The sequence below is a fragment of the Allorhizobium pseudoryzae genome (assembly GCF_011046245.1).
Taxonomy (GTDB): Bacteria; Pseudomonadota; Alphaproteobacteria; order Rhizobiales; family Rhizobiaceae; genus Neorhizobium; species Neorhizobium pseudoryzae.
The window spans coordinates 2,842,606-2,862,315 of record NZ_CP049241.1 but is presented as its reverse complement, the minus strand read 5'-3'; the positions used below and the strand labels follow the sequence as shown (position 1 = coordinate 2,862,315).

At 62.1% G+C, this 19,710-nt stretch carries 19 protein-coding genes; 13 read left to right on the top strand and 6 right to left on the bottom strand.

Features of this window, described 5'->3' with window-relative positions:
- The first annotated feature begins 24 nt into the window (after window positions 1–24).
- Window positions 25–1,326 carry an adenylosuccinate lyase gene (gene purB / locus G6N78_RS13780; protein WP_165219349.1) on the top strand — a complete coding sequence of 434 codons (1,302 nt, stop codon included), beginning with the start codon at window positions 25–27 and terminating at the stop codon, window positions 1,324–1,326.
- 71 nt (window positions 1,327–1,397) lie between these two features.
- Here the strand turns inward: purB and G6N78_RS13775 are convergent, their stop codons facing one another.
- Window positions 1,398–3,053, bottom strand: coding sequence for a tannase/feruloyl esterase family alpha/beta hydrolase (locus G6N78_RS13775; protein ID WP_165219347.1), 1,656 nt, complete (start codon window positions 3,051–3,053; stop codon window positions 1,398–1,400).
- Between the two features lie 168 nt (window positions 3,054–3,221).
- Here G6N78_RS13775 and G6N78_RS13770 point away from each other — a divergent pair, with 168 nt between their 5' ends.
- Both G6N78_RS13770 and G6N78_RS13765 read left to right on the top strand, forming a co-directional pair.
- Window positions 3,222–3,776, top strand: coding sequence for an RBBP9/YdeN family alpha/beta hydrolase (locus tag G6N78_RS13770; protein WP_165219345.1), 555 nt, complete (start codon window positions 3,222–3,224; stop codon window positions 3,774–3,776).
- A 146-nt stretch (window positions 3,777–3,922) separates the two neighbouring features.
- Window positions 3,923–6,451 carry a sensor domain-containing protein gene (locus tag G6N78_RS13765; protein ID WP_165221797.1) on the top strand — a complete coding sequence of 843 codons (2,529 nt, stop codon included), beginning with the start codon at window positions 3,923–3,925 and terminating at the stop codon, window positions 6,449–6,451.
- Window positions 6,452–6,531: 80 nt separating this feature from the next.
- Here the strand turns inward: G6N78_RS13765 and G6N78_RS13760 are convergent, their stop codons facing one another.
- Window positions 6,532–6,846, bottom strand: a complete 315-nt coding sequence (locus tag G6N78_RS13760; RefSeq protein ID WP_165219343.1) for a DUF1476 domain-containing protein — start codon at window positions 6,844–6,846, stop codon at window positions 6,532–6,534.
- A 76-nt stretch (window positions 6,847–6,922) separates the two neighbouring features.
- A complete protein-coding gene (locus tag G6N78_RS13755) occupies window positions 6,923–7,237 on the bottom strand; it encodes an ATPase inhibitor subunit zeta (protein WP_165219341.1) in 315 nt (104 codons plus the stop codon).
- A gap of 234 nt (window positions 7,238–7,471) precedes the next feature.
- On the opposite strand from G6N78_RS13755, the gene purC reads away from it, so the two are divergent.
- From purC to G6N78_RS13705, 10 genes are all read left to right on the top strand, one after another.
- Entirely contained in the window at window positions 7,472–8,236 is a 765-nt protein-coding gene (gene purC, locus G6N78_RS13750; protein WP_165221794.1) for a phosphoribosylaminoimidazolesuccinocarboxamide synthase, read from the top strand.
- 17 nt (window positions 8,237–8,253) lie between these two features.
- Complete coding sequence (purS, locus tag G6N78_RS13745) at window positions 8,254–8,496, top strand: phosphoribosylformylglycinamidine synthase subunit PurS (RefSeq protein WP_165219333.1); 243 nt, start codon at window positions 8,254–8,256, stop codon at window positions 8,494–8,496.
- Window positions 8,497–8,513: 17 nt separating this feature from the next.
- Complete coding sequence (locus tag G6N78_RS13740) at window positions 8,514–8,771, top strand: hypothetical protein (protein WP_165219321.1); 258 nt, start codon at window positions 8,514–8,516, stop codon at window positions 8,769–8,771.
- Window positions 8,768–9,439, top strand: coding sequence for a phosphoribosylformylglycinamidine synthase subunit PurQ (gene purQ / locus G6N78_RS13735; protein ID WP_165219319.1), 672 nt, complete (start codon window positions 8,768–8,770; stop codon window positions 9,437–9,439). The genes G6N78_RS13740 and purQ overlap by 4 nt, the downstream gene beginning before the upstream one ends.
- A gap of 34 nt (window positions 9,440–9,473) precedes the next feature.
- The gene (locus tag G6N78_RS13730) at window positions 9,474–9,869 is read left to right on the top strand and encodes a hypothetical protein (protein WP_165219317.1); all 396 of its coding nucleotides are present in this window, start codon (window positions 9,474–9,476) and stop codon (window positions 9,867–9,869) included.
- A gap of 196 nt (window positions 9,870–10,065) precedes the next feature.
- Window positions 10,066–10,641 carry an acyloxyacyl hydrolase gene (locus G6N78_RS13725; protein ID WP_234905805.1) on the top strand — a complete coding sequence of 192 codons (576 nt, stop codon included), beginning with the start codon at window positions 10,066–10,068 and terminating at the stop codon, window positions 10,639–10,641.
- 114 nt (window positions 10,642–10,755) lie between these two features.
- Complete coding sequence (purL, locus tag G6N78_RS13720) at window positions 10,756–12,963, top strand: phosphoribosylformylglycinamidine synthase subunit PurL (RefSeq protein ID WP_165219315.1); 2,208 nt, start codon at window positions 10,756–10,758, stop codon at window positions 12,961–12,963.
- A gap of 87 nt (window positions 12,964–13,050) precedes the next feature.
- On the top strand, window positions 13,051–13,284 hold the full coding sequence (locus tag G6N78_RS13715; protein WP_165219313.1) for a BolA/IbaG family iron-sulfur metabolism protein: 234 nt from the start codon (window positions 13,051–13,053) through the stop codon (window positions 13,282–13,284).
- A gap of 135 nt (window positions 13,285–13,419) precedes the next feature.
- Complete coding sequence (grxD, locus tag G6N78_RS13710; RefSeq protein WP_165219311.1) at window positions 13,420–13,755, top strand: Grx4 family monothiol glutaredoxin; 336 nt, start codon at window positions 13,420–13,422, stop codon at window positions 13,753–13,755.
- 132 nt (window positions 13,756–13,887) lie between these two features.
- Window positions 13,888–15,093, top strand: a complete 1,206-nt coding sequence (locus G6N78_RS13705) for a multidrug effflux MFS transporter (RefSeq protein ID WP_165221788.1) — start codon at window positions 13,888–13,890, stop codon at window positions 15,091–15,093.
- 87 nt (window positions 15,094–15,180) lie between these two features.
- On the opposite strand, the gene G6N78_RS13700 is transcribed toward G6N78_RS13705, so the two are convergent.
- From G6N78_RS13700 to alaS, 3 genes are all read right to left on the bottom strand, one after another.
- Window positions 15,181–15,996 carry an inositol monophosphatase family protein gene (locus G6N78_RS13700; protein WP_165219309.1) on the bottom strand — a complete coding sequence of 272 codons (816 nt, stop codon included), beginning with the start codon at window positions 15,994–15,996 and terminating at the stop codon, window positions 15,181–15,183.
- Window positions 15,997–16,005: 9 nt separating this feature from the next.
- Window positions 16,006–16,842, bottom strand: coding sequence for a tRNA 2-thiocytidine(32) synthetase TtcA (ttcA, locus tag G6N78_RS13695; protein WP_370691523.1), 837 nt, complete (start codon window positions 16,840–16,842; stop codon window positions 16,006–16,008).
- A gap of 151 nt (window positions 16,843–16,993) precedes the next feature.
- On the bottom strand, window positions 16,994–19,654 hold the full coding sequence (alaS, locus tag G6N78_RS13690) for an alanine--tRNA ligase (RefSeq protein ID WP_165219307.1): 2,661 nt from the start codon (window positions 19,652–19,654) through the stop codon (window positions 16,994–16,996).
- Between the last annotated feature and the right edge of the window lie 56 nt (window positions 19,655–19,710).

Below are 19,710 nucleotides of genomic sequence, written 5' to 3'. Positions count from 1 at the left end.
GCAAAAACCGCCAAGGAAACCTCGATGATCCCCCGCTACTCCCGGCCAGACATGGTCGCCATCTGGTCGCCCGAAACGAAGTTCCGCATCTGGTTCGAGATCGAAGCCTATGCCTGCGACGCGCTGGCGGAATTCGGCGTGATCCCGAAGGACGCGGCAAAGACCATCTGGGAAAAGGGCGGCGCTGCCGAGTTCAACGTGGCGCGCATAGACGAGATCGAGGCCGTTACCAAGCATGACGTCATCGCCTTCCTCACCCATCTCGCCGAATTCGTCGGTCCGGACTCCCGCTTCGTGCACCAGGGCATGACCTCGTCCGACGTGCTCGATACGACGCTCAACATCCAGCTGGTGCGCGCCGCCGACATCCTGATCGCCGGCATGGACCGTCTGCTCGCCGCGCTGAAGACCCGCGCCTTCGAGCACAAGGATACGATCCGCATCGGCCGCAGCCACGGCATCCATGCCGAGCCGACGACCATGGGCCTCACCTTCGCCCGCTTCTACGCCGAAATGGCACGCAACCGCACCCGTCTCGTCAATGCCCGCGCCGAGATTGCGACCGGCGCGATTTCGGGCGCCGTCGGCACCTTCGCCAATATCGATCCGCGCGTCGAAGAACATGTCTGCGCAAAGCTCGGCCTCGTGCCGGAACCGGTCTCGACGCAGGTCATTCCGCGCGATCGTCATGCGATGTTCTTTGCCACATTGGGCGTCATCGCCTCGTCGATCGAAAATGTCGCGATCGAGATCCGCCACATGCAGCGCACGGAAGTGCTCGAGGCGGAGGAATTTTTCTCGCCGGGCCAGAAGGGCTCGTCCGCCATGCCGCACAAGCGTAATCCGGTGCTGACCGAAAACCTGACCGGCCTTGCCCGCCTCGTGCGCATGTCGGTGGTGCCGGCACTTGAAAACGTGGCGCTCTGGCACGAGCGCGACATCTCGCACTCCTCCGTCGAGCGCGGCATCGGCCCGGATACGACGATCACGCTCGATTTCGCGCTGAACCGTCTGGCCGGCGTCATCGAGAAGCTGGTCATCTACCCGGAGAACATGCTGAAGAATCTCAACAAGTTCCGCGGCCTCGTTCACTCGCAGCGGGTTCTGCTTGCCCTAACGCAAGCCGGTGTGTCGCGTGAGGATGCCTATCGCCTCGTGCAGCGCAATGCGATGAAGGTGTGGGAACACGGCGCCGACTTCCTGGAGGAACTGCTCGCCGACCAGGAGGTGCGTGCAGCCCTGTCCGAGGACACGATCCGCGAAAAATTCGACCTCGGTTATCATACCAAACACGTGGACACGATCTTCCGTCGTGTCTTCGGCTGATCGTCAACAGATCGCAAATCCTATCCATTGGCCGGGGCGACTTGTCACCCCGGCCGTTTTTTAGACCGGGACTACTGGCAGGCCAATCGGTCCTCGCCCGTTCCGGCGGCACCGGTCGCACGGGTCACCTGCGGATAGGGGCAATAGAGGAAGCGCGTGCCCTTCAGATGCTCCGCCTCCTTGTTGGCGGGCGTCACGCCGGCGGCAACGGCACCCGGCACCTTGCCTTCCTCCACCCAGGCCACCAGCGGCGAGAAGAAGTCGAAGTCGTCATAGGAGGGGCCGCCTGCGCCATGCGGCATGCCCGGCACCCGGTAGAGCTTGACGAAATCGCCCGCCTTGCCGCCGTTGTTCTGGTCGAGCTTGCGGTACCAGTTGACCGTATCGACGACCGAAAAGACCGGATCGGCATTGCCGTGGAAGACAATCATCTTGTGGCCGGCGTCGCGGAACGCCTTGAGGTCCGGATTGTCGGCACCGGGCGGGATCATCACGTCGGCGGCGGATTCGGTGAAGGTCGCGTCCTTGGCGAGAACCTTGGACGCCTGGCCGGCAATATCGAAGTTTAGCAGGAATGTCTGCAGCTCTTCCGGTGAACCACCGACCGGTGTCGGCGGGGTGGTAAAGACCTGCGCCAGCGAAGCGGCGCCCATCACGCCGATAATCGGTCGCTTGCCCCAGGCCTCCACCGGACTTTCGAGCTTCCAGCCGCGCCAGTTGTTCGATGCCATGCCCGGATCCCAGACCCAGGTGCTATAGAGCTGTTCGTCCTTGGCGTTCCGGGGCCCCTTGTGGCTCGTCACCAGAGCTTCGATCTGCGCCGGCGAGAGGCAGTCCTTGTCACCCTCCTTGGCGCAGGCCAGTGTCTCCGGCTTAAACGCCGCCTCGCACGCATCTGCGTCTGCAACGATCCCGTCCTTCGCTCCGTCGAGCGCATCGCAGGCGTTCAGGATACCCTTGGCGAGAACCTGCATGTCGTCGCGCGAAAAGGCCTTGGCGATCTCCGGGTTTACCTTGGACCAGGCCTGCACATCGAGCGCATGCTGCAGGGCCGCCTTCGGCAGGTTGAAACCGGGATAACCGGACAAAATGCCATCGAACATCTGCGGCGTCCGGCTGGCGGCGACCATACCGTGCCGCCCGCCGTTCGAGCTGCCAATGCCATAGCTAAACGCGATCTTCTGGCCGTAATAGCGCTCGACCAGTGCCTCCGCCAACGGGTTGAGCGTCGCAACGGCGCCATAACCGTAGTCGCGTCTGGCCTGCGGATCGAAACCAAAGGCCGCCCCGCCGGCAAGCCCCTTATCCGGATTGGCCTTGCCGTCATGGCCCGCATCGCTCGATACGACCGCATACCCACGCGCCAGCGCCGTGTCGGCCTTGTTGCCGCCCAGGACTGGCCCGAGCGCCGGAACGACAGCGCCGTCATTGCCGCCATTGAACTGGTGCACGAAGCGGCCGTTCCAGGCCTGAGGCAGACGCAGTTCGAACCGGATCGCATAGGTCTTTCCATCCGCGCCGACACGATCCGGCGTCTTGCCGCGCACCAGGCAGTGGTCCACGGGAATGTCCGCTGTTGCTGGTGTCTCCACAGCCTCGGTGATCTCGACGCCGGCCGGCTGGGCACCGCCTGACGTGAGATCGGCACAACCTGTCGCAGCGACGGCCAACGTCGGCGCCTGCAGCAATGCCAAGACCGCCGCACCACACCAAAGGGTTCGTTTCATGCAATCCTCCCGTTCAAATCCGATCACCGCATTGTCCTCCCATGCGGCATCGGCAGAAGATTAACACCCGTCAAAACCTCAAGATAGTATGTGTTGCATATTAATTTTCGACCGCAGACTGCCATGCACCGTCTTGACGTCGCGCGTCGTCAAACGCAGATAGGGGCCATGAAGGCTTCCGACGCAGATATTCTGATCATTCCCGGCTACACCAATTCCGGTCCCTCCCACTGGCAGAGCCGCTGGGAAACCAAGCTGCAGACCGCGCGGCGCGTGGAACAGGCAGAATGGTCGAAACCCGTGCGCAACGATTGGCTCGCCCGTGTGGCAGAAGAGGTCAACGCCTCTACGCGGCCCGTCGTACTGGTTGCCCATTCGCTGGGTGTGCCGACCGCGATCCATGCGATCCCGCATTTCCGCAAGCCCATTGCCGGCGCCTTTTTCGTCGCGCCGCCCGATGTCGCTAATCCCGCCATCCGGCCCAAACATCTGATGACCTTTGGGCCCTATCCGCGCGACCCGCTGCCCTTTCCGTCGCTGACCATCGCCAGCCGCAACGATCCGTTCGGCTCCTACGAGCATGCCGACGACATCACCAATGCCTGGGGTTCGCTGCTGATCGATGCGGGCGAGTCCGGCCATATCAACGCGGAATCCGGACACGGCCCCTGGCCGGAAGGCACCATGGTGTTTGCGAAATTCCTCGCAGGATTGAAAGCCTGACCCACAGAAACAACCGCAGCGGGTTCGGGACGAATTTTCGTCCCGCACGGCGAGTACTTTCTTAAGAAGGATTTAATAGACGCCCGTCAAAATAGTCTCCGCACAAGATGTTTGTCGGAGCGATCTGATCCGTGTTTCCAAAGCTGATGTCCCACGCCTTGCGGACCGATGAACTTGCGGCCCTGGCGGCCTGCATCGATCATCTGCCCCTTCCGACAGCGGTGCTGGAGCCGGAGGCTGGCCGCTTCGTGCACGCCAACCATCTCTTCCGCAGCGAATGGCTGGACCGGCCTGCCCGTGATCTTGCCTCCCTTGTCCATCAGGACGACCTCTGGCAGTTGCATGAGGCCTTCCGTCATGCCGACCCGCCCTCACCGCTTGGCACCACCTCCATGCTGCGCCTGCCACGGCCGGATGGCACTGTGCGATGGGCCGAACTGCATGCACGGGCCTTCGAGCCGGAAAAGGCGCCGGGCGCCCAGCTTTTTGTCGTTCAGCTCGTCGACTTCACCGTGCAGAAGAAGCTGCTGGACGATGTGATCGCGCGCGAGACGCGCTGGAACGCAGCGCTCGTCAGCTCGGTCTCCGGTGTCTGGGATCACCATTACGCCATCGGCCAGAAATATTACTCGCCGATCTGGCGCCAGATCCGCGGCATGGATCTCAAAGACCCGCTCCCGCCGACAAAGGAGGCTTGGCTGGAACTGCTGCATCCGGACGATGTCGAGCACACGCTCTATGCCATGCAACGGCAGGAGGACGGCGATCCGGCCTATCAGGTCTTCGAATACCGCGAGCGCCACAAGGATGGGCATTGGGTCTGGATCGAATGTCGCGGCGCCTGCATCGATCGGGCGCCTGATGGTCGCCCCTTGCGGGTGGTCGGCACGGATACCGACGTCACGGAGCGTAAGGAAGCCCAGCACCGGGCCGTCCAGGTCTCCCGCCGTCTGGAAATGGCACTCGCCATCTCCGGTGTCGGCGTCTTCGAAGCCGATCTCGTGACCGGCGACGTGGATTGGGACCGACGCATGCATGAGATCTACGGTGTCCCGATGGACATGGAGATCCGTGTCGGCGACACCTGGGAGAGTTTTCTGCACCCGGACGACAAGGCGACCGTTCTGGCCAATGTCGCGCGCAATACCGAGCAAAACCGCTGCTTTTCCGACCAGTACCGAATTCTCCTGAAGGATGGGAGGGAGCGGTACGTGCGCAGTTGCAGCATGACCTTCATCGACGCGGACGGCCACCTGAAGCTCGTCGGCGCAAATTGGGACATCACCGAAGACGTCATCCTCCAGCGTGAACTCGAGCGGGCAAAATCGCTTGCCGAAGCCCGCAACGTGGAACTCGAAACCGCCCGCGTGCGCATCGAGCATAACGCGATGCACGACTACCTGACGGGACTGCCCAATCGCCGGTATCTGGACGAAATGCTCGGCCTTTACGCCCAGGAGTGCGCGGCCAAGGGCATGGCACTCGCCGTCCTCCACCTGGATCTCGACCGTTTCAAGCAGATCAACGACACACTCGGCCACAATACCGGCGACGCCGTCCTGCGGCATGCGGCGCGCATCATGCGGGACACGGTCCGGACGGAGGATTTTGTCGCCCGCATCGGCGGGGACGAATTCGTGGTTCTCGTTCGTTTCGACGGAAACCCGCGGCGTCTTTCGAACCTCGCGGAGCGCATCATCCGCGAAATGCGCAAACCGGTCTCTTGTGAAGGCCGCGAATGCCGCTTTGGGGCAAGCATCGGCATCGCCTGGGCAGAAGCCGGCGTCATGGATCCCAAACAGATCCTCTTGAATGCGGATATCGCCCTTTACAGGGCGAAGAATAACGGCCGCAACCGCCAGGAGTTCTTCTCCGCAGACACACAGGTGGAGATCGCCAAGACAAAGGCCTTGTCCGATCAGATCCTGCAGGCGCTGGAACGCCGCGAGTTTTTCCCCGTCTACCAGTTGCAGTTCGACGCGCGCACGCTGGATGTCTGTGGTGTGGAAACGCTTGCCCGCTGGCAACATCCCGTTGAGGGCACCCTGAGCCCCGACGTGTTCATCCCGACCGCCGAAGACATCGACGCGATGGCGACGATCGACGCTCAGATCCTCGAACAATCGCTGGAGGATTTTTCGGCCTGGCAGGCCACTGGCATCGCCATTCCGAAACTGTCGGTGAACGTCTCTTACCGAAGATTGCGCGATCCAGCGCTCACCAAGACTGTACGTCGCCTGTCGATTCGGCCACAGACCTTGTCCTTCGAACTGCTCGAATCGACCTTCCTCGACGATTGCGAGGAAAGCGTCACGACAAGCCTCAAACGCATCCGCAAGCTCGGAATTGGCATTGAGATCGATGATTTCGGCACGGGCCATGCCTCGATCGTCAGCCTCATGCGGCTGTCACCTTCGGCTCTCAAGATCGACCGCGAGCTGATCCGCAGCCTGCCCGAATCGCGCGATCAGGTACGGTTGGTGCGGGCCATCATCGATATCGGAAAATCGCTCGACATTCGTGTCGTGGCCGAAGGTGTGGAAACCATGGCGCACGCGCGGATCCTCAAGGACATCGGCTGCGATGTCCTCCAAGGTTACGCGCTGGCGAAACCCATGCCTTTTGCGCAGGTGGCGCCCTTCATCCGGTCGCAAGTCTGGCGCGCGGCACGCTGACCATCAAAGAAGGCTGGCAACGAAAAAGGTGCAGCACCGGCAACCCGTTGCTGCACCCGGGACAGGAAGAAGCGAAAGGCTCAGCCCTGATGCACTTGCGTTGCCGCCTGCGCCATCAACTCCAGCATCTTCGACCGGATCTCCTCCTGCGAGATCGACACGCCGGCGGCTTTCAGATCGCCGCTCAGTTTGCGCAGCACGTCCTCGTCGCCAACCTCCTCGAAGTCGGCCTCGACGACGCTCTGCGCATAGGCGTCGGCATCGGTGTGACCCATCAGACCGGCGGCCCAGGCGCCAAGCAGCCTGTTTCGCCGGACGATAGCCCGAAACCGCTGTTCTTCATCCAGCGCAAATTTCGTCTCGAAACCCTTTTCGCGATCTTTGATAGTGCTCATCGGAACTCTCCCTTTCAGATGGACATCTGAAATCTGGGAGTATCACCGGGAAGCTGCAAGAGAGCGTTGTTCAAATTCAGGCGAGCCGCATGTCACGCATGACATCGCCCAGCAGCGTGTGCATGCGGTTGGTCAGACCGTCGAGGTCGAGCGGGCGCTCAGCGCGGTCGAATTCCTGGGATACTTTGGTGATCAGTTCTTCATCTGAAAAATGGGCGATGGACCAGTCGCAGAGTGCGTCGGCAAACGACTGAGGATCGGTCTCGCCGAGCTGATCTGCCACCCAAAGTCCGAGCAATCGGTTGCGCCGCGACTGGGCACAGAAAAGAAAGCTCTGTTCGTACGCAAATTGAGTTTCCAAAGCATTGGCACGATCACGCAACGTAACCATCGATTTCTCCTAAATTATTTGTCCCTGTTCACCGGTCTTCTGCCGATAGGTGCAATCTAGCGGGAAATACTTGCAATTCGGTGCAGCAGAAAGGTGAACAAATTTTTCTGTTGCAACTTGGATCAGACTGATCGCGTCAAGCCACATTGTGAAACGTGCGGTTTTCCGTTATTGCACCGCTCAAACCCATCCACGGCGTCCAGGGGGACGCCCGAACAAATGAGATACACCAATATGAACCGTCGCCGCCGTATCTACGAAGGCAAGGCCAAGATCCTGTACGAGGGTCCGGAGCCGGGTACGCTGATCCAGTTCTTCAAGGACGATGCCACCGCCTTCAACAAGAAGAAGCACGACATCATTGATGGCAAGGGCGTCCTCAACAATCGGATCTCCGAATACATCTTCACGCATCTGAACAAGATCGGCATTCCGACCCATTTCATCCGCCGGCTCAACATGCGCGAGCAGCTGATCCGCGAAGTGGAAATGATTCCGCTGGAAGTGGTCGTGCGCAACGTCGCCGCCGGTTCGCTCTCCGATCGTCTCGGCATCGAGGAAGGCACCGTTCTGCCGCGTTCGATCATCGAGTTCTATTACAAGTCCGACGCACTTGGTGACCCGATGGTCTCCGAAGAGCACATCACGGCTTTCGGCTGGGCCAATCCGGCGGAACTCGACGACATCATGGCGCTCGCCATCCGCGTCAACGACTTCCTGTCCGGCCTTTTCCTCGGCGTCGGCATCCAGCTCGTCGATTTCAAGATCGAGTGCGGCCGCCTGTTCGAAGGTGACATGATGCGCATCATCCTCGCCGACGAGATCTCGCCCGACAGCTGCCGCCTGTGGGACATCGAAACGAAGGAAAAGATGGACAAGGATCGCTTCCGTCGTGACCTCGGCGGTCTTCTGGAAGCCTATTCGGAGGTGGCTCGCCGCCTCGGCATCATCAACGAAAACGAACCGATCCGTGGCACCGGCCCGGTTCTGGTCCAGTAAGCTTCGAGGAGCAGTCAGTGATCAAGGCACGCGTCACCGTCACGTTGAAGAACGGCGTTCTGGACCCGCAGGGCAAGGCCATCGAAGGCGCCCTAGGCAGCCTCGGTTTCGAAGGCGTCCACCAGGTACGCCAGGGCAAGGTCTTCGATCTCGAAGTCGAGACCGCCGATCGCGCCAAGGCGGAAGAAGAGCTCAAGGCCATGTGCGAAAAGCTGCTGGCCAACACCGTGATCGAGAACTATTCTATCGCTCTCATCTGACGGCTGCGGAGCGCGCAATGGCCGAGATCAAAGACGACTTGATGTTTGATCTGTTGAAGCGGGTTCACGCCGATAGCGCAGATTTCAAGCTCGGCCAGCGCGAGATCAAGGCAGAAATCAATGCGATGCGGGGCGCGATCGTGTCCCTGCATCAAGATACACACAACGTCCATACGACGTTGGCGCGATACGAATTGCGCCTCGACCGGATAGAGAACCGTCTCGAACGCCGAGAACTGTCAGAAGCACAAGCAAGGTTTGAGCCTCACCCATGAAGTCCGCCGTCCTCCAGCTGCCCGGCCTCAACCGTGACCGGGACATGATCGCCGCCCTCACCCGCATTTCCGGACAGGCTCCGGTCACCGTCTGGCAGACCGAGACGGAAATCCCGGATGTCGACCTGATCGTCATCCCCGGCGGTTTTTCCTATGGCGATTACCTGCGCTGCGGCGCGATTGCCGCTCGCATGCCGGTCATGCAGGCGGTGCGGGAAAAGGCCGAAAAGGGCGTCAAGGTTCTCGGCGTCTGCAACGGCTTCCAGATTCTTGTCGAAGCCGGCATGCTGCCGGGTGCGCTGATGCGCAATTCCTCGCTGAAGTTCGTCTGCAAGGAAGTGAAGCTCGAGGTCGTCAATGCCGACACCGATTTCACCCGCGCCTATGCCGAAGGCCAGATCATCCGCTGCCCGGTTGCTCATCACGATGGCAACTACTTCGTTGAAGACGAAACGCTGAAGGCGATGCAGGACAAGGGCCAGGTGGTGTTCCGCTATGCCGATGGCACCAATCCGAACGGCTCGATGCTGGATATCGCCGGCGTGGTCAACGAGCGCGGCAACGTTCTTGGCATGATGCCGCATCCGGAAAACCTGATCGAGGCGGCCCATGGCGGCACCGATGGCCGTGGCATCTTCGCCTCCGCCCTCGACGTCATCGCCGCCTGAACGCCAAGCCGAACGCTGCGGCGGGAGCCTGTCCATGCACACCATTACCCGATGCGCGTCGCTTGCAGGCACTGCCCTTTTTGCCGTGCTTGCAGGCTGTCAGTCGAAGCCTGCCACGCCGCCCGCGACGAACCGGGCGGCGCTGCCGACCATGGAACGCGTGGCGCTCGCGGCCAACGCCTGCTGGTTCAAGTCCGGCGATCCGGCCTTTTCCGCTTATCGCCTGGCACCGGAACTGAACTCCTTCTCCGGGCGTCCGCGCATTCTTGCCGTGCCGAAGGGCAGCCCCGAATCACGTCCGCTGCTCGTCGTCCAAGCCGAAGGAAATCCTGCGCGGATCGATGCGTTCGGTCCCATGATGGACGGTGCCGCCGGCAACCGGATCCGTCAGGACGTCATTCGTTTCGCAAATGGCGACAAACGCTGCTGACCTCAAGTGCGCTCCGGCGGCCTTTGTCGGCGCGGGCGTACCCTTGGCGCAACAGCGGGTCGTTACAGACAGAGCTCGCCACCTTTTGGCCTTTTTCGCACTTGTCATAAGCAATCGCGAAGGTTTAGTTTCCGTCACCGCGGTGCTTCGGCCAAAACGCCGGCTCGCCCATATCCGATTCGGAGACCAGACCGGAATGTCGAATACATCAATGCTGACGCGGCTTGCCCTGTCCCTGGCGGTGTCAGCCAGCGCCCTTGCCGGCTCCACCAACGCCTCCTTCGCCCAAGATAAGATTTTCGACGAAGCCCGCTTTGGCGTTCTGGGTGCGATCGACAACACGTATTTGAACGACGAGAAGGGCGTCTTCATTTCCGGCATGCTGTTCTTCGATCCGTTCGATTCCAAGTCGGCAACCGGCTGGGAACGCCTGGCGCGGCCCCGTGTCCATGTCGGCGGTGACGTCTCGACGGCGGGCGAAGCCAACCAGATCTATGCCGGCTTCTCCTGGACGGCGCATCTCAACGAGCGTTTCTTCCTCGAAGCCGGCTTCGGCGGCGCGCTGACCGACGCGAAGAAGCACAATGACGGCACCCGCGGCCCCTTCGTCGGCTGCGCAACGCTGTTCCACGAATATCTGGCCGCAGGCGTCAATCTCGACAAGAACTGGAGCATCGTTGCCCAGGTCGAACATTCATCACATGCCAGCCTGTGCGGCGACGACAACAGCGGGCTGACCCGCGCCGGCGTCATGGTCGGCTACAAGTTCTGAAGCTCGAGCCGCAATCGGCAGACAATCAGCAGGGCGCGACGGGAAAATTCCTGTCGCGCCCTTCGGCCTTCTAGGCTAAAGAGACGCCATTCCGGACCGCCACTAGAGAAGACGATGACCATTTCCAACACGATTGCGATCACGCCCGACCTCATTGCCGCCCATGGCCTGAAGCCCGATGAATACCAGCGGATCCTTGACCTGATCGGCCGCGAGCCAAGCTTCACGGAACTGGGCATCTTCTCGGCCATGTGGAACGAGCACTGCTCCTACAAGTCTTCGAAGAAGTGGCTGCGGACGCTCCCCACCAAGGGGCCGCGCGTCATCCAGGGCCCGGGCGAAAATGCCGGCGTCGTTGACATCGATGACGGCGATTGCGTCGTCTTCAAGATGGAAAGTCACAACCACCCCTCCTACATCGAGCCGTACCAGGGCGCCGCAACCGGCGTCGGCGGCATCCTGCGCGACGTCTTCACCATGGGCGCCCGTCCTGTCGCTGCCATGAATGCGCTGCGCTTCGGCGCGCCGGACCATCCGAAGACCAAACATCTGGTGTCCGGCGTCGTCGCCGGTGTCGGCGGTTACGGCAACTCCTTCGGCGTGCCGACGGTCGGCGGCGAAGTGGAATTCGACGCCCGCTACAACGGCAATATCCTCGTCAACGCATTCGCTGCCGGTCTTGCGAAGTCCGACGCGATCTTCCTGTCGGAAGCCAAGGGCGTCGGCCTGCCCGTCGTTTATCTGGGCGCGAAGACCGGTCGTGACGGTGTCGGCGGCGCCACCATGGCGTCCGCGGAATTCGACGAGTCCATCGAGGAAAAGCGCCCGACCGTGCAGGTCGGCGACCCCTTTACCGAAAAGTGCCTGCTGGAAGCCTGCCTGGAACTGATGAAGACCGGCGCGGTCATCGCGATCCAGGACATGGGCGCGGCCGGCCTCACCTGCTCGGCGGTGGAAATGGGCGCCAAGGGCGACCTCGGCATCGAACTCGACCTCGACAAGGTGCCGGTGCGCGAAGAACGCATGACCGCCTACGAGATGATGCTGTCCGAAAGCCAGGAGCGCATGCTCATGGTTCTGCAGCCGGAGAAAGAAGAGGTCGCCAAGGCGATCTTCGTCAAGTGGGGCCTCGATTTCGCCATTGTCGGCAAGACCACCGACGACCTGCGCTTCCGCGTCATCCACCAGGGTGAGGAAGTTGCCAATCTGCCGATCAAGGATCTCGGCGACCAGGCGCCCGAATATGACCGCCCCTGGCAGGCCTCCAATGCCCGCCCGCCGCTGCCCGCCGATCAGGTCGCAGCCCCGTCCGATTACAACGAGGCGCTGCTGAAGCTCGTCGGCTCTGCCAATCAGTCCAGCCGCCGCTGGGTCTACGAACAGTATGACACACTGATCCAGGGCAATTCGCTGCAGCTTCCGGGTGGCGATGCGGGTGTCGTGCGCGTCGAAGGCCATCCGACCAAAGCTCTCGCCTTCTCCTCCGACGTGACGCCGCGCTATGTCGAGGCCGATCCGGTCGAAGGCGGCAAGCAGGCGGTGGCGGAATGCTGGCGCAACATTACCGCGACCGGCGCCGAGCCGCTCGCCGCCACCGACAACCTCAACTTCGGCAACCCGGAAAAGCCGGAGATCATGGGCCAGTTCGTCGGCGCCATCCAGGGCATCGGCGAAGCCTGCCGTGCACTCGATTTCCCGATCGTCTCGGGCAATGTGTCACTCTACAACGAAACCAACGGCATCGCGATCCTGCCGACCCCGACGATTGCCGGCGTCGGCCTCCTGCCCGATTGGTCGAAGATGGCCCGCATCGCCTCTGTCAAGGATGGCGACGTGCTGATCATGATCGGCGTTGACGGCAGTCACCTCGGCTCCTCCGTCTACCTGCGCGATCTGCTCGGCTCGACCGAGGGCCCGGCACCAGTCGTCGATCTCGCCGCCGAACGTCGCCACGGGGATTTCGTCCGCAGCAACATCCGCAACGGCCAGGTCACGGCCTGTCACGACATCTCGTCCGGCGGCCTTGCTGTCGCCCTTGCCGAAATCTGCATGGGAGCCGTCAAGGGCGCAACGCTTTCGCTAGGTGAATGCAAGGGCGCGCCGCATGCCCTGCTCTTCGGTGAGGACCAGGCGCGGTACGTCATCGCGGTTCCGGCCGACCTTGCCAACTTCGTGCGCGCCAGTGCCGAATCAGCCGGCGTTCCGTTCCGCACGCTGGGAACGGTTGGCGGCGAGCGCCTGGTGATCGACGACATCGTCGATGTCGCGGTCACCGATCTCGTCAATGCACATGAAAGCTGGTTCCCGACCTTTATGGCGTGAACAACGAGCGAAGCGCTTTGACAATCGCGTGCTTTTTGGCACTCTGATGAAAAAGCATGACGTGACTGACAGGAAGGAATGACCAAGATGCCGATGCGCCCGGGCGATATTGAAGACATGATCAGGGCAGGGATTCCGGGTGCCAAGGTCACGATCCGGGACCTCGCCGGTGATGGTGATCACTATGCGGCGGAAGTCGTGGCCGAAGCCTTCCGCGGCAAGAGCCGCGTGCAGCAGCACCAGATGGTCTACGAGGCACTGAAGGGCAACATGGGTGGCGTCCTGCACGCTCTCGCGCTTCAGACCTCCGCCCCCGACTGAGACGCGCGCATACGGCCTCCCATCAGGCGAATTGATGGATCAAGACACCGGTGACGACTGGAAATTGACGCGCGCCATGTTATCTAAAGGCTCGAAAACCCGGACCTTGAACCCGGGACGGAAAGGATTGAAGCCATGAGCGGAATTCACGAATTGATCGACAGCGAAGTGAAGGGCAATGACGTCGTGCTCTTCCTGAAGGGCACCCCGCAGTTTCCCCAGTGTGGGTTCTCCGGCCAGGTGGTGCAGATTCTCGATTATCTCGGCGTCGACTACAAGGGCGTGAATGTTCTCGCCGACCAGGAGATCCGCCAGGGAATCAAGGACTATTCCAACTGGCCGACGATCCCGCAGCTCTATATCAAGGGCGAATTTGTCGGCGGTTGCGACATCGTGCGCGAAATGTTCCAGTCCGGCGAGTTGCAGAGCCATTTTCAGGAACAGGGCATCGCCGTTCGCGGCGCTGCGTAACCGGGCCTCTTGCCGGATTGTCCGGCTTCAATCGACACAGATCGAGGCGCCGCCATCCCGCGGCGCCTTTGTATTTTTAGGATTTGGATCGTGACAACCGTTACAAACGCCGCCCCAACCCGTCTGAAGGGCATGGGCAAGGCGGAATTCATTGCCATGATGGCCATGCTGATGGCGCTCAATGCGCTCGCCATCGACATCATGCTGCCGGCGCTCCAGGAAATCGGAGCCGCACTCAAGGTCGAGGATGTCAATGAACGCCAGTTCATCGTCTCCTCCTATCTCTTCGGTTTCGGTTTTGCCCAATTGCTCTATGGGCCGATCTCCGACCGTTTCGGGCGGCGCATGCCGATGATCTTCGGGCTTTCGCTCTACATCATCTGTGCGCTTGCCATCGTCGCCATCCCCTCGTTTGGCGGCCTTCTGGCTTTGCGCTTCATCCAGGGGGCCGGTGCCGCCTCCACACGCGTCATCACCGTGTCGATCGTGCGCGACGTCTTCGGCGGCCGTGCCATGGCCGAAGTGATGTCGTTGATCATGATGGTCTTCATGATCGTGCCGATCATCGCGCCGGGAACCGGCCAGCTGATCATGCTGGGCGGGGATTGGCACCTGATCTTCCTGTTCATCGCGGTCATGGCGATGGCGATCCTGGCCTGGATGATGATCCGGCTGCCGGAAACGCTGGCGCCGGATGACGTCAGGCCGCTGACGGTGTCTTCGATCATCGACGGGTTCCGCATCGTTCTCACTAACCGCATCGCGCTCTGCTATACAATCGCGGCAACCTTCATCTTCGGCGCCCTGTTCGGTTTCATCAATTCGGCCCAGCAGGTCTATGTCGGCATCTACGGGTTGGGTCCGTGGTTTCCGGTTGCCTTTGCCGCCGTGGCCGCCTTCATGTCGCTCGCATCCTTCATCAATGCGCGGCTGGTGGGACGGTTCGGCATGCGCCGGCTATCGCACGCCTCGCTGCTCGCCTTCATCCTGATCACCGTGCTCTGGCTGTTCGTCCAGCTCATCGGCCCGCAGCCGATGCCCTTCCTGCTGTTCATCAGCTTCTTCGGGCTTGCCATGTTCATGTTCGGCTGGATCGGGGCGAACTTCAATTCGCTGGCCATGGAGCCGCTCGGCCATGTGGCAGGCACGGCCTCCTCCGTGCTCGGTTTCATGAGCACGGTCGGCGGCGCTGCGATCGGCGCCGTCATCGGCCAGGCCTTCAACGGCACGGCACTGCCGATGGTGGCGGGCTTCTGTTCGGTCTCCTTCGTCGGGCTGCTCTTCGTGCTGATCGCCGAACGGGGCAAACTCTTCCAGGCGCACAATCCGCGCGTCTGACAGAACCGGCATTGGCAATAGAAAAGCCCTGGCATCCATTCGATGCCAGGGCTTTCTGCTGTTCAGCAACATGCCGGGGAACGGCTCTCAGGCGATGATCTGGTCGCGCAGTTCGCGCCAGCTCTCCGGATTGGTGGCCACCAGCAGCCCACCCTCCAGGTCGGTCGGGCGATACGGGCTGCCGTCGAAACGCGCCGCGTGGCCACCGGCTTCCTGCGCAATCAGCGTGCCGGCCAGATGGTCCCAGGGCATCAGCTTGTTGTACATGACGAAATCGACATGCCCGCCGACCAGCGTGCGGTATTCGTGCGCCGCGCAGCGATAGCAGGCGAACATCCGCACCTTGGCGAGGTTGCTGAGGATCTTCTCCCGCTGTTCGCCGAAGAAGTAACCGGCAGAGGCCATCCCGATCATGGCGTCGAGCGGCTTCGCCGCCGCCACCGACAGACGCATCGAATCGCCATCCGGCCGCCGCAGGAAGGCACCGCTGCCCTTTTCCGCCATGACCCAGTCATCGCCCATCGGATCGTAGATGATACCGGCCACCGTCTCGTTCCGGTAAACCACCGAAGCCATGACGCCGAAGGCCGGGATGCCGGAAGCGAAGTTGAAGGTGCCATCCACCGGATCGACGATCACCGCCAGGTCCGCATCCTTCAACCTGGAGAGAAGCGCCGGATCGGCTGCCACCGATTCCTCGCCGATGAACAGCGCCTCGGGCATCAGGTGTTCCAGTTCGGCCCGGATCATCCGCTCCGCATTCACGTCCGCCTCGGTCACCAGGTCGGTCGCTTCCGACTTGGCGCGCACATCGCCCAGGTTGAGGCGGCGAAACCGCGGCAGGATTTCCGCCTTGGCAGCCCGTCGCAAAACGTCCGCCAGCGCCATTACATCAATCGGCATTGAAAAACCTCAGTCTTTTGGAGAGGGAGAAAGGGAGGCAAAATCGAAAAGCTTGGGATCGAGCAGATGCGAGGGGTTTACGTGGCCAAGCGCCCGCAGCATGCGATCCTTGCGGCCCGGCATCTGCGCCTCCATCGTGGAGAGCATCTGCTTCATCGCATTGCGCTGCAGCCCGTCCTGCGAGCCGCAGAGGTCGCACGGGATGATCGGGAACTGCATGGCCGCGGCAAATTTCGCCAGATCCTCTTCCGCACAAAAGGCGAGCGGCCGCAGCACGAAGAGATCGCCCTCATCGTTCAGAAGCTTTGCCGGCATGCCGGCCAGCCGGCCGCCATGGAAGAGATTCATGAAGAAGGTTTCGAGAATGTCGTCGCGGTGATGGCCCAGCACGAGGGCCTCACAGGCTTCCTCGCGGGCGATGCGATAAAGATTGCCGCGTCGCAGACGTGAACAGAGCGAACAATAGGTAGCGCCCTCCGGCACCTTTTCCTTCACCACCGAATAGGTATCGCGATATTCGATCCGGTGCTTGACGCCGATGCCGGAAAGGTAGTCCGGCAGCACGTGCTTGGGAAAATTCGGCTGGCCCTGGTCCAGATTGCAGGCCACGAGTTCGACGGGCAAAAGCCCCCGCCACTGCAGGTCCATCAACAGCGCCAGCAGCGAATAGCTGTCCTTGCCGCCGGAAAGCCCGATCAGCCAGCGGCGCTGGTCTTTCAGCATGCCGAAATCATCGATCGCCTGGCGCACCTGGCGTAGCAGGCGCTTGCGCAGCTTGTTGAAAGCGGTCGTCTGCGGCGCCTGCGCATAGATCCCGTGCAGGAAGCCGGCGTCTTCCGCCGGCAGGCTATCCAGCCCGCCGCCGGTCTCGTCGCCCGCGGCGCTGCCGATTTCCTCGGTCACGACTTCCAGCGTCACAGGCGCCTCCTCATCCTTTACGATCAGGAACCGGGTGAAAACCCCGGTCCCTGCCGTATCTGCCTCACACAATCGGCGTTCAGCCGGCGATGGCCGCAGCCACGGCCTCGATCGCCGCGTCCGCCTTGTCGCCATCCGGACCACCGGCCTGGGCCATGTCCGGCCGCCCGCCGCCGCCCTTGCCGCCAAGTGCGACCGAGGCGACCCGGACCAGATCCACGGCGCTCAGACGCGCCGTCAGATCCGCCGTCACACCCACCACGGCACTGGCCTTGCCGTCTTCGCTGACAGCGATCAGCAGGACGACGCCGGATTGAAGGCCCGTTTTCGCTTCGTCCACCAGGCCCTTCAGGTCCTTGGCATCGACGCCCGTGACGACCTTGCCGAGATATTTCACGCCGCCGATCTCGCGAACGTCAGCCGCGCCACCGCCCTGGGCGCCGCCCATGGCAAGCTTGCGGCGCGCATCCGCCAGTTCCTTTTCCAGCTTCTTGCGCTCTTCCATCAGCGCTTCGACACGCGGCAGAAGCTCGGCCGGCTGCACCTTCAGCGCAGACGCAAGCGCCTTCACCCGTTCGTCCTGCTCGGCAAGATAGGCGCGTGCGCCCTCGCCCGTCACCGCCTCGATGCGGCGCACGCCGGAACCGACGGCACTTTCACCGAGCACGCGCACGAGGCCGATCTCGCCGGTCGAACCCACATGCGTGCCACCGCAGAGTTCGATCGAATAGGCCTTGCCGGCCTTCGAGCCTTCGATACCGGTGCCCATCGAGACGACGCGCACTTCCTCACCGTATTTTTCGCCGAACAGCGCCATGGCGCCCTCGGCAATTGCGTCATCGACGCTCATCAGGCGCGTCGTAACCGGCGCATTCTGCAGGATGATGGCGTTCGCCATCTCCTCGACCTTCTGCAGCTCCTCCGCCGACATCGGCTTCGGATGCGAGACGTCGAAGCGCAGGCGCTCCGGTGCAACGAGCGAACCCTTCTGTGCCACATGGGTGCCGAGCACCTCGCGCAGCGCCTCGTGCAGCAGGTGGGTGGCGGAATGATTGGCGCGCAGCTTCGAGCGGCGGTTATGATCGACCGTCAGCACCACGGCATCACCGGCCTTCAGCGTGCCGTCGGAAACCGTTGCCGAATGAACGAAGAGGCCTTCGCCCTTCTTCTGCGTCTCGGTCACGACAAGCTTGGCGCCATCGGTGGACATGGCGCCGGTATCGCCCATCTGGCCGCCGGATTCGCCGTAGAACGGCGTCTGGTTGACGACGATCTGCACGCTCTCCCCGGCTTTCGCCTCCGTCACAACGGCGCCGTCACGGACGATCGCCTGCACCACACCCTCGGCGCTCTCGGTGTCGTAGCCGAGGAATTCGGTCGCGCCGAATTTTTCCTTGAGTTCGAACCACACGCCTTCGGTGGCTTTTTCGCCGGAGCCTGCCCAGTTGGCGCGCGCTTCCGCCTTCTGGCGCTGCATGGCGTCGTTGAAGCCGGTCAGATCGACGCCGATGCCGCGGGCGCGAAGCGCATCCTGCGTCAGATCGAGCGGGAAACCATAGGTGTCATACAGCTTGAAGGCCGTTTCACCGTCGAGCGAATCGCCCTTGTGCAGGCTTTCGGTCGCGTCAGAGAGCAGCGACAGACCACGGGCAAGCGTCGTGCGGAACTTGCCTTCTTCCAGCTTCAGCGTTTCCGAAATCAGCGCTTCCGCGCGTCCGAGCTCCGGATAGGCGCGGCCCATTTCGCCGACCAGTGCCGGCAGAACACGGTACATCAACGGCTCGCGCGCGCCCAGCAACTGCATGTGGCGCATCGCGCGGCGCATGATCCGGCGCAGCACGTAGCCGCGGCCTTCGTTCGACGGCAGAACACCATCGGCAATCAGGAAGGCGGAGGAGCGCAGGTGATCGGCAATGACGCGGAAGCTCGCCGCCTGGTCGCCCTCGGCCTTGACGCCGATGACATCCTCGGTCGCAGCGATCAGCGCCTTGAAGAGGTCGGTGTCGAACACGCTGGAGACCCCCTGCAGGATGCAGGCCATGCGCTCGAGCCCCATGCCGGTATCGATCGACGGCCGCGGCAGCGGCGTGCGCTCGCCGGGCGCCGACTGGTCGAACTGCATGAAAACGAGGTTCCAGAATTCGAGGAAGCGGTCGCCATCCTCTTCCGGCGAACCGGGAGGCCCACCCCAGACATGATCGCCCTGATCGATGAAGATTTCCGAACACGGACCGCAGGGACCGGTATCGCCCATCTGCCAGAAATTGTCCGAGGTCGGGATGCGGATGATCTTGTCGTCCGACAGACCGGCGATCTTCTTCCAGAGCGTCGCGGCCTCGTCATCGTCCGCATAGACGGTCACGAGCAACCGGTCCTTCGGCAGGTCGAACCCCTTGGTCACGAGGTTCCAGGCAAGCTCGATCGCGCGATCCTTGAAATAGTCGCCGAACGAGAAGTTGCCGAGCATTTCGAAGAAGGTCAGGTGTCGTGCAGTGTAACCGACATTGTCGAGATCGTTGTGCTTGCCGCCGGCGCGCACGACCTTCTGCGAGGTCGTTGCCGTGGAGTAGGGCCGGGATTCAAGGCCCGTGAAGACATTCTTGAACTGCACCATGCCGGCATTGGTGAACATCAATGTAGGGTCGTTGCGCGGCACGAGCGGGCTCGAGGAAACGATCTCGTGACCGTTTTTCCGAAAGTAGTCGAGGAAGGTCGACCGGATTTCATTCACGCCACTCATGCAACAGCCCTTGTTCCCCCGCCCGCCCGGGCGGTTTTACCGCGTCAAAAACCACT